13 protein-coding genes are annotated in these 14,260 nt (G+C 63.3%); all 13 read left to right on the top strand.

Translation table 11 applies throughout. From position 1 onward, the window contains the following. The first annotated feature begins 37 nt into the window (after nt 1-37). The 13 genes from ACHFFR_RS02175 (at nt 38) to nuoL (ending at nt 14,251) form a co-directional block, all read left to right on the top strand. Complete coding sequence (locus tag ACHFFR_RS02175) at nt 38-1,309, top strand: geranylgeranyl reductase family protein (RefSeq protein WP_394262630.1); 1,272 nt, start codon at nt 38-40, stop codon at nt 1,307-1,309. Between the two features lie 94 nt (nt 1,310-1,403). Beyond that, entirely contained in the window at nt 1,404-1,763 is a 360-nt protein-coding gene (locus ACHFFR_RS02170) for an NADH-quinone oxidoreductase subunit A (RefSeq protein ID WP_394262629.1), read from the top strand. 2 nt (nt 1,764-1,765) lie between these two features. Beyond that, complete coding sequence (locus ACHFFR_RS02165; RefSeq protein WP_394262628.1) at nt 1,766-2,320, top strand: NADH-quinone oxidoreductase subunit B; 555 nt, start codon at nt 1,766-1,768, stop codon at nt 2,318-2,320. Next, the gene (locus tag ACHFFR_RS02160) at nt 2,317-3,012 is read left to right on the top strand and encodes an NADH-quinone oxidoreductase subunit C (RefSeq protein ID WP_394262627.1); all 696 of its coding nucleotides are present in this window, start codon (nt 2,317-2,319) and stop codon (nt 3,010-3,012) included. The genes ACHFFR_RS02165 and ACHFFR_RS02160 overlap by 4 nt, the downstream gene beginning before the upstream one ends. Nucleotides 3,013-3,059: 47 nt before the next feature. Continuing rightward, nucleotides 3,060-4,361: an NADH-quinone oxidoreductase subunit D gene (locus tag ACHFFR_RS02155; RefSeq protein ID WP_394262680.1), complete on the top strand. Its 1,302-nt coding sequence runs from the start codon at nt 3,060-3,062 to the stop codon at nt 4,359-4,361. Further along, nucleotides 4,361-5,044 carry an NADH-quinone oxidoreductase subunit NuoE gene (nuoE, locus tag ACHFFR_RS02150; protein WP_394262626.1) on the top strand — a complete coding sequence of 228 codons (684 nt, stop codon included), beginning with the start codon at nt 4,361-4,363 and terminating at the stop codon, nt 5,042-5,044. The genes ACHFFR_RS02155 and nuoE overlap by 1 nt, the downstream gene beginning before the upstream one ends. Beyond that, a complete protein-coding gene (gene nuoF, locus ACHFFR_RS02145; RefSeq protein WP_394262625.1) occupies nt 5,041-6,381 on the top strand; it encodes an NADH-quinone oxidoreductase subunit NuoF in 1,341 nt (446 codons plus the stop codon). The genes nuoE and nuoF overlap by 4 nt, the downstream gene beginning before the upstream one ends. After that, a complete protein-coding gene (locus ACHFFR_RS02140; RefSeq protein ID WP_394262624.1) occupies nt 6,378-8,966 on the top strand; it encodes an NADH-quinone oxidoreductase subunit G in 2,589 nt (862 codons plus the stop codon). The genes nuoF and ACHFFR_RS02140 overlap by 4 nt, the downstream gene beginning before the upstream one ends. Nucleotides 8,967-8,980: 14 nt before the next feature. Then, a complete protein-coding gene (gene nuoH, locus ACHFFR_RS02135) occupies nt 8,981-10,300 on the top strand; it encodes an NADH-quinone oxidoreductase subunit NuoH (RefSeq protein WP_394262679.1) in 1,320 nt (439 codons plus the stop codon). Beyond that, a complete protein-coding gene (gene nuoI, locus ACHFFR_RS02130; RefSeq protein WP_394262623.1) occupies nt 10,293-10,970 on the top strand; it encodes an NADH-quinone oxidoreductase subunit NuoI in 678 nt (225 codons plus the stop codon). Before nuoH ends, nuoI begins: the two co-directional genes overlap by 8 nt. Beyond that, nucleotides 10,971-11,984, top strand: a complete 1,014-nt coding sequence (locus tag ACHFFR_RS02125) for an NADH-quinone oxidoreductase subunit J (protein ID WP_394262622.1) — start codon at nt 10,971-10,973, stop codon at nt 11,982-11,984. It begins immediately after the preceding gene. Further along, nucleotides 11,984-12,283: an NADH-quinone oxidoreductase subunit NuoK gene (nuoK, locus tag ACHFFR_RS02120; protein WP_394262621.1), complete on the top strand. Its 300-nt coding sequence runs from the start codon at nt 11,984-11,986 to the stop codon at nt 12,281-12,283. The genes ACHFFR_RS02125 and nuoK overlap by 1 nt, the downstream gene beginning before the upstream one ends. An 81-nt stretch (nt 12,284-12,364) precedes the next feature. Then, entirely contained in the window at nt 12,365-14,251 is a 1,887-nt protein-coding gene (nuoL, locus tag ACHFFR_RS02115) for an NADH-quinone oxidoreductase subunit L (protein ID WP_394262678.1), read from the top strand. Nucleotides 14,252-14,260: the final 9 nt, after the last annotated feature.

Below are 14,260 nucleotides of genomic sequence, written 5' to 3'. Positions count from 1 at the left end.
GCGATTAAATTAATCACGCCTTGGGAAGGGCAGATCTATGGCAGAGCATGCAGATGTCATCGTCGTTGGCGGCGGTCCTGCAGGCGCATCTACAGCCCACTACCTCGCCCAAAACGGTGTTGACGTGCTCGTTTTGGAAAAGGCGACGTTCCCGCGAGACAAGATTTGTGGCGACGGCCTGACCCCGCGCGCGGTCGGCGAACTCATCCGGATGGGCATCTCGCTCAAGGAAGAGGACGGCTGGGTCCGCAATCACGGCATCCGCGCATACGGCGCCGGCCACGAGATCGAAGTTCCGTGGCCAGAGCTCGCCTCGCAGCCGAACTGGGGAAGCGCGAATAGGCGCACCGATTTTGATGAGCTGCTGATCCGACACGCCGTGAAGTCCGGCGCGCGGTTGCGCGAGGGCGTCACGGTCACCGGCCCGATCATCCACGAAAAGTCCGGCCGAGTCGTGGGCGTGACCGCTCGCTCGACCCGCGACCGAAATGAAGAGATGTCGTTCTCGGCGCGCTTCGTCGTCGACGCCGGGGGAGTCTCGGCGCGCCTGTCCACAGCCGTGGGCCGCGAAAAGGCGCAGGATCGCCCGATGGGCGTTGCCGTGCGCACGTACTTCGAATCCCCGCTGTCCCAGACGGACATGATGGAGTCTTGGCTCGAACTATGGGCGGGCAAGCCGAACGAATCCGAACAGCTTCCGGGCTACGCCTGGGCGTTCGCCGTCGGCGACGGCCTCGTCAACGTCGGACTCGGCAGCCTCTCCTCCACGGCAACGCCATCGGGCGTCGACCACCGCAAGGTCCTGCAAGCCTGGCTCGCCAACACGCCTCCCGAATGGGAACTGAACGAGACCACCCAACGCGGCCCGATCCGCGGCGCGGCGCTACCCATGGCATTCAACCGAAAGCCGCACTACGAGAACGGACTGGCGCTCGTCGGCGACGCCGGCGGGATGGTGTCGCCCTTCAACGGTGAGGGCATCGCGTACGCGCTCGCGTCCGGCCGTCTCCTGGCGGACTTCATCGGGCAAGCACTCCTTCGCCCCACGCTCGGCCAGCAGGACCGCGCGATGGCGCAATACCCTGAAGAGCTCCGCCTCGAATTGGGCGGGTACTACACGCTCGGGCGCATCTTTGCGGCGCTCATTGAACGTCCGGAGATCATGCACATCTGCGTCAAGTACGGCCTGCCCCGCCCCACGCTGATGACGCTCGTGATGAAACTTCTGTCCGACGCCTACGATCGCCGTGGCGGGGACTGGATGGATAGGCTCATTACGTCTTTGACGAAGGTGGTTCCTAAAGCGTGAACCCAAAAGACTTTAACCAAACCTGTAAGGTTAGACGTGTTGTGCATGCACAGGCACCAAACCTTTCAACGATGAAAGAACATGTGGAGGGCTGATGTATTCGTATGTTCCATTCCTAGTGATGATCATTGCCGCCGGCGTGGTCGCCGTCGTCGGACTCGTCATGTCCGCGTTCCTCGGCCCCAAGCGCTATAACCGCGTCAAGGTCGCCAACTACGAGTGCGGTCTCGAAGCCACACCGAACGCTGGCCAGGAAGGGCGCTTCCCGATCAAGTACTTCTTGACGGCCATGACCTTCATCATTTTCGACATCGAGGTCGTGTTCCTCTATCCGTGGGCTGTGACCGCGGATCAGCTGGGCGTGGCCGGAGTGATTGCGATCGCAAGCTTTGTATTCCTCATTACCGTCCCGTTCGTCTATGAATGGCGCCGTGGCGGACTGGAGTGGGAGTAAGAATGGGTATTGAAGAAAAGGCATCAGGAAAGCTCCTTCACGGCATCGAGGCCGTCGGCGGCTGGGCACAGGCTCGTTCGCCGTGGCCGGTGACGATGGGTCTGGCCTGCTGTGCAATTGAGATGATGGCGTTCGGCGCCGTGCGATTCGACGCCTCGCGTATTGGTATGGAGGTCTTCCGCGCATCGCCGCGACACGCAGACCTCATGCTCGTCTCGGGCCGCGTGAGTCAGAAGATGGCTCCGGTCGTGCGCAACATTTACGATCAGCTCATGGAACCCAAGTGGGTCATCTCCATGGGTGTGTGTGCGTCCTCTGGCGGCATGTTCAACAACTACGCCATCCTCCAAGGCATTGACCACCTCGTGCCCGTTGACGTCTACCTGCCCGGCTGCCCGCCGCGCCCCGAGATGCTGATCAACGCAATCTTTGAGCTTCGTAACAACCATATTGAGGGCCGCCCCATCGGCGAGCACCGCAAGGAGATCGCGCGCAAGGCTGAGCAGGCCGCCCTCGAAGCGATCCCAGTCGAGGAAAGAAAGGGACTGCTGGCGTGAGTGATGAAATCGCAGCAACCGGCGCGGTAGGTCCGTCGGTCATCGCCCGGCGAAAGGGCATGTGGGGTGTCCAGGACACCGGCGACACCACCGGCTTTGGCGGCCAAGAAGAAGTATTCGTCACCGCTCCTCCGGCAACCCGCCCCTACGGCGGCTGGTTCGACGAGGTCGTGGACATCATCATCGAGCTCGCCCAGGCCGACGGTTTCGCGGAGACGGACGTCATCGAGAAGGTCTCGGTCGAACACGACCAGCTCGTGATCTTCATCAAGCGCGAGCGCCTCGTGGACGTGGCGCGCTACCTGCGCGATGACCAAGACCTTCGCTTCGAGCTGTGCCTTGGCGTCTCGGCCGTGCACTACCCGCACGATAAGGGCCGGGAGCTCCACGGCTACTTCCCGTTCTTCTCGATCACCCACAACCGGATGATCGCCCTCGAGGTCACGTGCCCGGATGACGATCCGCACATGCCGTCGATCTGCTCGGTCTACCCGGGCGACGACTGGTCGGAGCGCGAGGCCTTCGATCTCATGGGAATTATTTTTGATGGGCATCCTGGCCTGACTCGCTCCGCGATGCCGGATGACTGGATCGGACACCCCCAGCGCAAGGACTACCCGCTTGGTGGCGTGCCCGTGGAGTACAAGGGCGCCGTTATTCCGCCGCCGGATGCACGGAGGGAGTACAACTAATGACCAATTCCATGCCACGCGCCACGCGTGCCGCGACCGAGGAGTCGATGGCCGGCGCAAAGATGTATGAGGCAGTGGGCGGCGACTGGGGCGATATCGCCAAGGACGCCGAGGAGCTCGGTGAAGAGCACATTGTTGTGAACCTTGGCCCTGTCCACCCCTCGACCCACGGCGTTCTTCGTGTTCAGTGCGAGCTTGACGGCGAGCGTGTGAACGAAGTGCGCGCAGCAACGGGCTTCCTTCACACGGGTATCGAGAAGAACATGGAGTTCCGCACGTGGACGCAGGGCGTCACGTTCTGTACTCGCATGGACTACGTGGCCCCGATCTTCCAGGAAGTGGCCTACTGCCAGGCAGTTGAGAAGCTGTTGGGCATCGAGGACCAGATTCCCGAGCGCGCCCAGGCAATTCGCGTTCTGCTCATGGAGCTGACCCGCATCTCGTCCCACATCGTGGGTATCGGCTCGGGCGGTAACGAGTTGGGCGCGACGACGATGCTCACCCTGACCTTCCGCCTGCGCGAAGACATCCTGCGCATTTTGGAAGACATCACGGGCCTGCGCATGAACAACGCGTTCATCCGCCCCGGCGGCGTGGCTGATGACATGCCCGCCGGCGGCACGGATTACATCCGCGAGCTGCTTCCCGGCGTGCGCAACACGATCTCTGAGATGCAGGATCTGACGCTCGGCAACCCGATCTTTAAGAAGCGCCACATCGACGTCGCCGTCTCGCCGCTGTCCTCGCTCATGGCGCTCGGCATGACCGGCCCGTCGATCCGCGCCGCGGGCGTTCCGTGGGATCTTCGCAAGACCCAGCCGAACTCGGGCTACGACCTCTACGAATTTGACGTGCCGGTGGCCGACAAGTCTGACGGCTTTAACCGCATCAAGGTGAAGTTCGAGGAGTGCTACGAATCGATTCGCATCATCTACCAGGTGCTTGACCAGCTCGATAAGACCGAGGGTCAGCCCTACATGGTGGCGGACAAGAAGATCGCGTGGCCAGCGCAGCTGTCCATTGCCAGCGACGGCCAGGGCTCCACGCCCGAGCACGTCGAGCACATCATGACGGGATCGATGGAAGCGCTCATCCACCACTTCAAGCTGGTGACGGAAGGCTTCCGCGTCCCGGCAGGTCAGGTCTACCAGCTGATCGAGCACCCGAAGGGCACGCTTGGCGTTCACCTGGTGTCCTCCGGCGGAACGCGCCCCTACCGCGCGCACTTCCGCGACCCGGGCTACAACAACCTACAGTCGCTCGCGATCATGGGTGAGGGTGGCCTGCTGGCCGATCTCATCATTGCGCTCGCGGCAGTCGACCCCGTTATGGGAGGAGTGGATCGCTAATGGCAACCAATTACTCGCCTGACGTTGAAGCACGGCTGCGCGCCGACGCCGACGAGGTTCTCTCGCGCTACCCGCAGTCGCGCTCGGCCATCATGCCGCTGCTCCATCTCATTCAGTCCGAAGACGGCTTCTGCTCCCCGCGTGGCATCACGCTCGTGGCAGACATCCTCGGCCTGACCCGCGCCCAGGTCTCGGCCGTGGCGACGTTCTACTCGCAGTACCGTCGTCGTCCCAATGGCGAATACAACGTGGGCGTGTGCACGAACGCGCTGTGTGCCGTCATGGGTGGAGACATCATCTGGGAGGAGCTCAGCCAGTACGTGGGCATCGGCCACGATGAGACCACCGCGGACGGCAAGATCACGCTCGAGCAGCTCGAGTGCAATGCCGGCTGTGACTACGCGCCCGTCGTCATGGTCAACTGGGAGTTCTTCGACAACCAGACCCCGGCGTCGGCGAAGCAGATCGTGGACGACATCCGCGCGGGCAAGGACGTCCATCCGACCCGCGGCCCGAACAAGGTTCAGACCTTCAAGGAAATTTCACGCGTTCTGGCCGGCTTTGAAGACGGCCTCGTCGACGAGGGCCCAGCCGGTGGCGACGCCACGATGGCCGGCCTGAAGATCGCACGCGAACAGGGCTGGAGCGCACCCCAGCCAACAGGTGGGGAGGAGCAGCAGTGACTGAGTTCAATGCACCCGGCACACTCGCGCCGGTCTTGAGTGACATCTGGGACAAGGAGCGTTCCTGGACGCTCGACGTCTACCGCGAAAACGGTGGCTACAAGGCCATCGAGAAGGCGTGGGAGATGTCGAAGGAGGAAGGCGCGATCACGAACCTCATCAAGGATTCCGGCCTTCGCGGACGCGGCGGCGCAGGATTCCCCACCGGGTTGAAGTGGTCCTTCCTTCCGGCACCCGACGGCGGCCCGCGCTACCTCGTGGTCAACGCGGACGAGTCCGAGCCCGGCACCTGCAAGGACATCCCGGTCCTCATGGCTAACCCGCACGTCCTGCTCGAAGGCATGATGATCTGCATGATCGCCATCGGTGGCAATCACGGCTTCATCTACCTGCGTGGCGAGGTCGTGCACGTGTACCGCCGCCTGCTGGCCGCCGTTCGCGAGGCTCGCGAAGCCGGCCTGCTCGGCACGGGCCTTGGACCCAACGGCGATTATGACCTCGACATCACGGTTCACGCCGGCGCCGGCGCCTACATCTGTGGCGAAGAGACCGCGCTCCTCGACTCGCTCGAGGGCCGCCGCGGCCAGCCGCGCCTGAAGCCCCCGTTCCCGGCTGTGGAGGGTCTGTACGCCCGCCCGACCGTCGTCAACAACGTCGAATCAATCGCCTCGGTGCCCGGCATCATCAACAACGGCGCCGACTGGTTCAAGAAGATGGGCGAAGACACGAAGAACTCCTCCGGTCACGGACTGTTCTCCCTGTCCGGCCACGTGAAGAACCCCGGCCAGTACGAAGCTCCGTTCGGCATCACGATGCGCGAACTGCTCGAGATGGCTGGTGGCATGCGCGATGGCCACGAACTGAAGTTCTACGCGGTTGGCGGCTCGTCCGCTCCGCTGTGTACCCCCGACCACCTCGACGTTCCGCTCGGATACGAAGAAGTGGCCGAATCCGGGTCGATGCTCGCAACCAGGGCTATTCAGGTCTTTGACGAGACCGTCTCGGTTGTTCGCGTCGTCTCCCGCTGGACCGACTTCTACCAGCACGAATCCTGCGGAAAGTGCACGCCCTGCCGCGAGGGAACGTACTGGATGCGTCAAATCATGCACCGCTTCGAAGAGGGCCGCGCCCGCGAAGCCGACATCGATCTCCTCTACGAGATCGCCGGCAACATCTTCGGACGGTCATTCTGCGCACTCGGCGACGCCGCAGCAACCCCCGTTCGCTCCGCGATCGAGCTGTTCCGTTCCGAGTTTGAAGATTGCTTGACGACGCCGATCACCGAGCGATTCCCCATCGAGAAGTCTGCACTCTTCTCCGAAGTAGGTGTTCAATGACAACGACTCACAACGCGCCAGAAGAACTCGTCACTCTCAAGATTGACGGCAAGGAAACCTCCGTTCCCAAGGGAACGCTGATCATCCGCGCCGCGGAGAAGATGGGCGTTCACATTCCGCGCTTCTGCGATCACCCGCTCCTGGCACCGGCCGCCGCGTGCCGCCAGTGCCTCGTCGAGGTGGCCTCGCCGAATCGCGACGGCGTGGTTCAGAAGATGCCCAAGCCGCAGCCCGCATGTGCTGTGGCGGTCTCGCCGAACATGGAGGTCTACACTCAGGAGACCTCCGAGGTCGCGGAGAAGGCTCAGCACGGAATCATGGAGTTCCTGCTGATCAACCACCCGCTGGACTGCCCGGTATGTGACAAGGGCGGCGAGTGTCCCCTTCAGAACCAGGCCATGACGGACGGGCGCGCGGAGTCCCGGTTTGTGGACATCAAGCGCACCTACCCCAAGCCGATCTCCGTCTCCCCGCAGATCCTCCTCGACCGCGATCGCTGCATCCTGTGCCAGCGCTGCACGCGTTTCTCGGAGGAAATTGCAGGCGACGCCTTCATCCAGCTGCAGGGCCGCTCCGGCGGCACGCCAGGCATGGAGGTTCACGGACTGCCCGGCTCGCAGGTCGGAAACTTCGACGCCACCGTGCTCGGCTTCACCGATGAGGACGGCAACCTGCCGCCCGTCGTCGCCAATAACTACGCCGGCCCACAGGGTCTGCTCGGCCACGAGGTCGGCTTTGCAGCCGGCCCGGTTGAGCCGTCCGAGGTGGACGTCACGGGTAAGCCGTTCTCGTCCTACTTCTCCGGCAACGTCATCCAGATCTGCCCGGTTGGCGCACTGACCTCGGCCGCGTACCGCTTCCGCGCACGTCCCTTCGACCTCGTCTCCGTTCCATCGGTGACCGAGCACGACGCATCGGGCGCCGCGATTCGCGTGGATTACCGCCGCGGAACCGTTGCACGCCGCCTCGCTCAGGAGGACATGGACGTCAACGAATCGTGGATCACGGATAAGGACCGCTTCGCGTTCCGCTGGCAGTCCGGCCCGGATCGCCTCCGGTTCCCGCGCATCGCCGCGGATCCGGAAGGCCCGGTCTCGTGGTGGGAGGCGCTCGACGCCGCCGCCGAGGGCCTCGCAGCCGCGAAGGACAAGGGCGTCGGTGTGATCACCGGCGGGCGCCTCACGATCGAGGACGCCTACGCCTACTCGAAGTTCGCTCGCCTCGTGCTCGGCACGAACGACATCGACTTCCGCACTCGCCCGGCGTCAGCCGAAGAGGACGCGTTCCTCGCAGCTCACGTTGCCGGCTCCGATCTGGGCGTAACGTACGGCGATCTCGAAGAAGCAGGGCACGTGTTGACCGTCGGCCTCGAGGCAGAGGATGAGATCGGCACGGTCTTCTTGCGCCTTCGCAAGGGCGTGCTGGCTAACACCACCTCGGTCTCCGTCATCTCCGCCTACGAAACGCTTGGCACCTCGAAGATGAAGGCCCGCTTCATCCCGGCAACGCCCGGCACCGAAGCAGAGGTCCTCAACGCCATCACCGACGGCGGCGAGGATGCATTCGGTGAGGTCTTCACCGATCTGAGCAAAGACGGCGCAGTCATTCTTGTTGGCGAGCGCGCAGCCGATACGCCCGGCGCGTTGACGGCGGCACGCCGCCTCGCAGAGCGCACCGGAGCACGCCTGGCGTGGATCCCGCGCCGCGCGGGTGATCGCGCAGCAGTAGACGCCGGTGCAATGCCGACCCTCCTGCCTGGTGGCCGTCAGGTCGCCGATTCGGGAGCACGCATCGATACGGCGGCCGTGTGGGGAGCCAGCGGGCTTCCAGAAACCGCAGGCCGCTGCACGCAGGAGATCCTCGAAGCAGCGAAGAACGGCGAGCTCGGGGCAATCGTCCTGGGTGGCGTCGAACTCGCTGACCTTCCGGCCGGAGCGCAAGACGCACTTCGTAACGTCTTCGTCGTCCAGCTTGAGGTACGCGACACGGAGACGACGGCGCTTGCCGACGTCGTCCTGCCGGTAGCCCCCACCTCGGAAAAGGGCGGCACGTTCATCAACTGGGAAGGCCGCCTGCGCCCGTTCGGCCAGACGCTCGTCTCGAAGAACCTGCCCGACCGCCGCGTCCTGCACGACCTCGCTCACGAAATGGGCGTGGACCTTGGCCTCGGCACACTCGCCGAGGCAGTGGAGGAAATGGCCGAGCTTCGCCGCTGGGATGGCGCCCGCGGTCAGTTCGCCGACGTCGAGGCATCGCCCGCACCAGCCGTTGGCCCAGGTCAGGCAGTCCTCGCCTCCTGGAAGCAGATGATCGACGCCGGAGCGCTGCTCAGCCACGAACCGCACCTTGCCAAGACGGCCCGCAAGCCGGTTGCCGTCATGTCTGCAAAGACGGCCGACGACGCCGGAATCACGGGCGCAGTCACGGTGAGCGGCCCACTCGGTGCCATCACACTCGATGTGGTCACCCTCAACATGCCCGACGGCGTGGTGTGGGTGCCGCAAAACTCGTTCGGTTGCCAGATCCACACGATCGGTAGCCGCGCCGGCGACGTCGTCGGTATCAGCACGGAGGTAGCACAGTGAATCCGGTTATTTTCATGAACGGGGGAGTAGCCGCGGACTTCAGCCAGGACACGTGGTGGATCTGGGTGATCAAGGCGGTTACAATCCTCCTGTTCCTCATCTTCTCCGTGATTTTCGCGCTGTGGTTCGAGCGCCGCTTGCTCGCCCGCATGCAGAATCGTCTCGGTCCGAACACTGTTGGCCCGCTCGGCCTCGGTCAGTCCTTCCCTGACGCACTCAAACTCATGCTGAAGGAAGACTTCTGGCTCGCGGGTGCTGACAAGGTGGTCTACGCGATCGCGCCGGTCATTTCGGCCACGTGTGCGTTCACGGTCATGGCCGTCATCCCGGTGGGCCCGAACGTCTCGATGTTCGGCATCAACACACCAGTTCAGCTGGCGGATTCGCCGGTGGCCATGCTCTTCGTCCTCGCCGTTGCGGCGCTGGGCGAATACGGCATGGTGCTCGGTGGCTGGTCGGCCAAGTCGACCTTCCCGCTGTACGGCTCGGTCCGTGCCGCCACCCAGATGATCTCCTACGAACTCGCGCAGGGCCTCTCGCTCGTCACCGTGTTCATCATGGCGCACACCATGTCCACCTCGGGCATCGTGGCCAGCCAGCAGGGCCTGTGGAACATCATCCTTCTCCTGCCGGCCTTCATGATCTTCTTCGTCACCATGTTCGGCGGCACGAACCGTCTGCCGTTCGATCTTCCCGAAGCAGAGGGCGAGATCGTTGCCGGCCCGCACCTCGAGTACTCCTCGATGAAGTTCGGCTGGTACTACCTGGCCGAGTACATCAACATGCTCAACATGTCGATGCTCGCCACCACCCTCTTCTTGGGCGGTTGGCGCTCGGGCCCGATCATCACGTGGATCTTCGGACTGTGGAACGGCGATCCGAACCAGGGCTGGTTCCCCGTCCTCGTATTCATCGCGAAGACGTGGTTCTTCATGGCGATCTTCGTGTGGGTGCGAGGCACGCTCCTGCGCTTCCGCTACGACCAGTTCATGCACCTTGGCTGGAAGGGACTCATCCCGGCAGCCCTCGGCTGGCTCGGCATCGTCATGGCCGTCATCGCGATCGACATCGCGATCGGCATCAACGTCCGCAACGTCCTGATCATCCTCTCGATCGGCTACTCGCTCATCCTGCTCATCTGGGCATTTGGCAGCGACGACGTCGAAAAGTCCGAGCAGGAGCTCATCGCCGAGCGCGAGAGTCAGGAGTTCGACGGATTCGAGAACGGCTACCCGGTACCGCCGCTGCCCGGCCAGCACCTGCCACCCTCGCCGCGAGCACGTACGAACGAGACCACTGACGTCAAGACGCTAGAGGAGGCTGACAATGTCTGAAGAGAATAAGAACCAGCCACGTTTCGAGCAACCGGATCCGGCGCTGTATAGCCCCACGAAGAAGGGGCCCATCGGCCGATTCCTGAACCCGGTTGCCGGCTTTGGCGTCACGTTCTCCACGATTTTCCGTCCGACGGTGACGGAGGAGTACCCCTACAAGAAGGTCCCCACGCGTCCGCGCTACCACGGCCTGCACAAGCTCAACCGCTACGCGGACGGGCTCGAAAAGTGCATTGGCTGCGAGCTGTGTGCGTGGGCGTGCCCGGCAGACGCGATCTACGTGGAAGCCGGCTCGAACACCCCAGGAGCGCAGTACTCGCCGGGTGAGCGCTACGGCAAGGTCTACCAGATCAACTACCTGCGCTGTATCTTCTGTGCGTTCTGCATCCAGGCCTGCCCGACCCGCGCGCTGACGATGACGAACGAATACGAAATCGCGGGCCCGACCCGCGAGGGCATGATCTACGAGAAGGACCAGCTGCTGGTACCGCTCGCAGAGGGTATGCTCAATCCTCCTCATCCGATGGTCGAGGGGACCTCGGATAGCGATTACTACAGGGGCGCAGTGACCGGCCCGACCCAGGCGCAGATCGATTGGGTGGCCACGAACCGCCCGGATGATCCGTCGCTGGACAAGGCGCGGGCGACACGGGAAGCCGAGGCAAAGTAAATGCTAGAGATTTCTCTTGGCGAGATGATCATCTTCGGCGTTGGCGCCGTTGTGATGGTCCTCCTCGCGATCTACGGATTATTGATTGCGCGCAAGGCGGTCTACTCGGTCGTCTGCGTCATCTTCATCATGGTGAGCTTGGCGATCATGTACACGGCTCTCGAGGCGCCGTTCATGGGCGTGGCGCAAGTGGTGGTCTACACCGGCGCGATCCTCATGATGTTCCTCTTCGTGCTCATGCTCATCGGCGTTGACTCGGCCGATTCAAGCCACGAGACGCTCAAGGGCCAGCGCGGAGTTGCCGCGGTTGGCGGTCTGGGTATCGCAGCGATCCTCATCGGAGTGGTGATGGGCGCGGCCAACCCCACGGCCGTTGGTCTTTCCTTGGCGAACGCGGAGGGCAACCCGATTGGCGTGGCGAAGTCGATCTTCTCCAACCACGTGCTCACGCTGCAGATCACCGGCACGCTGCTCATCGTCGCAGCGCTCGGTGCCATGACGCTCACGCACAAGGATCGCCTCCGCTCGATCGTTACGCAGGAAGAGCGCGCACACCGCTCCGTGCGCGACTTCATCACCAAGGGCACCCACATTGGTAATAAGCCCAACCCGGGCGTGTACGCCGAGTCCAACTCGTCGGCTAACCCGGCACTCACCGCCTACGGCCAGCCCGAGCCCGGCTCGGTCAACCGCGTGCTTCAGGTTCGCGGCCAGGTTCGCACCGTCGGTGAGATCTCGCCCAAGACCGTCGAGCGCATTGCGACCGGCGAAGGCATCTCGGGCCCGAGCACATACGGAAAGGTTGGTCGTTCGTCTCTCATGGGTATGCCAGGAGAACTCGCTCCCGATCACGACGCCGCTCTCAAGCGCCTCGAGGAACTCGAGGCCGGCGGTGACCGCGATGAAATCGACGCCGCCCCCGAACCTGAGGTGCCGAGCGCGGACAGGGTTGCTGATCAAGGCAACGTCACCGAAGAGCACACCGATACCACGGATTCGGAGGAGGGTAACTAATGGATCTCATGGCCTATGTGATCCTTGGGATCATCCTCTTCGTGATTGGTGGAGCCGCAGTGCTGACTCGCCGCAACGGCGTCGTCGCGCTGCTGGGAGTGGAGATCATGCTCAACTCCTGCAACCTCGTGCTCATCACGTTCTCCCGCATGTGGGGCAACCTCGAGGGCCAAGTCTTTGCCTTCTTCGTCATGGTCGTGGCAGCCGCGGAAGTCGTGGTGGGCCTGGCGATCATCGTGTCCATTTTCCGAACCCGCAGGTCCGCATCGCTCGACGGCGCGAACCTCATGAAGAACTGACGGAAGCAGGTGTGATCATTGGTTCATGATTTCTTTGCACTGAGCACCGCCAGCGCCGGTGAGGCGACGGGCGCAGCCAACATGATCTGGCTGACCGTGGCACTGCCGCTGCTGAGCTTTGCGATCCTCCTGCTAGCCGGGAAAGCTGCGGACAAGTGGGGCCACTGGCTCGCTATCGCCGCCTCCGCCGCGTCGTTCGTGATCGGAGCCGCTGCCACGGTGCAGCTGCTTGGCATGGACGCCGGTTCGCGGGTGGTCGAATCCACGCTCTACACATGGATCCCCGGCGTTGGCGACTTCGCCGTTGACTTCGGCACGCGCGTTGACCCGCTGTCGATGACGTTCGTGATGCTCGTGACCTTCGTGGGCACGCTCATCCACATCTACTCCGTGTCCTACATGGAGCACGATCCGGCACGTCGTCGCTTCTTCGCCTACCTCAATCTGTTCGTGGCAGCGATGCTGCTCCTCGTGCTGGGTAACTCCTACGTTGTTCTGTTCTTCGGCTGGGAGGGCGTGGGTGTGGCCTCATACCTGCTCATCTCCTTCTGGAACCAGGTTCCCGAATACGCGACGGCCGGTAAGAAGGCCTTCATCATGAACCGCGTGGGCGATCTGGGCATGCTCATCGCCATGATGGCGATGGTGGCCTCGTTCGGATCGGTCAAGTACACCGACGTCTCGGCGGGCATTGCCAACGTCTCCGAAGGCACGGCAGCGTTCATCGGTATCTTCCTCCTGCTGGCCGCCTGTGGTAAGTCCGCCCAGTTCCCGCTCCAGGCGTGGCTCGGCGACGCGATGGCGGGCCCGACCCCGGTCTCGGCCCTCATCCACGCGGCCACCATGGTCACCGCGGGCGTCTACCTGATGGTTCGCTCGGGCGCCGTCTACGAGGCAAGCCCGACGGCGGCCCTCATCGTCGCCCTCATCGGTCTGATCACGCTCGTCTTCGGTGCGATCGTCGGTGCGGCGAAGGATGACATGAAGAAGATCCTCGCGGCGTCCACGATGTCGCAGATCGGCTACATGATGCTCGCCGCTGGCCTTGGCCCGATCGGCGCAGGCTTCGCGATCTTCCACCTCGTTACGCACGGCTTCTTCAAGGCGAACATGTTCCTTGGCGCCGGCGCGGTCATGCACGCCATGAGCGACCAGGTGAACATCCGCGGCTTTGGCGGCCTAGCCAAGCACATGAAGATCACCTTCTACACGTTCCTCGCCGGCTACCTCGCGATCATCGGATTCCCGCTCCTGTCGGGCTTCTTCTCGAAGGACAAGATCATTGAGATCGCATTTACCGGCGACGGCGTTCAGCCCTGGATCTTCGGTGGCATCACCGTTCTGGTGGCTGGCCTGACGGCGTTCTATATGTCCCGCCTGTTCTTCGGCGTCTTCCTCGGAAAGGAACGCTGGAGTAGCGAAGGGCCGAATGCTCAGCACCCGCACGATCCGTCCCCGCTCATGTGGGTTCCGATGGCGGTTCTCGCCCTCGGTTCGCTCGGACTGGGTGCGTTCTTGAATTACACGGGCTTCCTCACCTGGCTCGAGCCGGCTATCGGCCACGTGCCACACGAGGATCCCGTCATGCCCATCCCGGTCATTACCGGAATCACCTTGGTGTCCGTTGCGGTCGGCGTTGGAATCGCGTGGAAGATGTACCTCGCGAACCCGATGCCTGCGGCTGCTCCGGTCGGCTCTGGCCTGACCCGAGCGGCGCGCAACGATCTGTATCAGGACGCTATCAACGAAGGCCTGTTAATGAAGCCCGGTATGGCACTGGTTGCCGGCACCGACGCGGTGGATCGAACAGTTGTCGACGGCGCTGTCGAAGGCGTTGGCAAGGGAGGTCCTGGACTGGGCCACGCAATTGGAAAGTTGCAAACCGGCTACGCCCGAAACTACGCCAGCTACATCTCCATCGGCCTGGTCATTGCACTCATCGCTGTCGTCGCATCGGCTGCGTTCTAGGACTGGGAG

Source organism: Trueperella sp. (assembly GCF_043424875.1).
Taxonomy (GTDB): Bacteria; Actinomycetota; Actinomycetes; order Actinomycetales; family Actinomycetaceae; genus Trueperella.
This window is presented reverse-complemented; position numbering and strand designations above follow the sequence as displayed.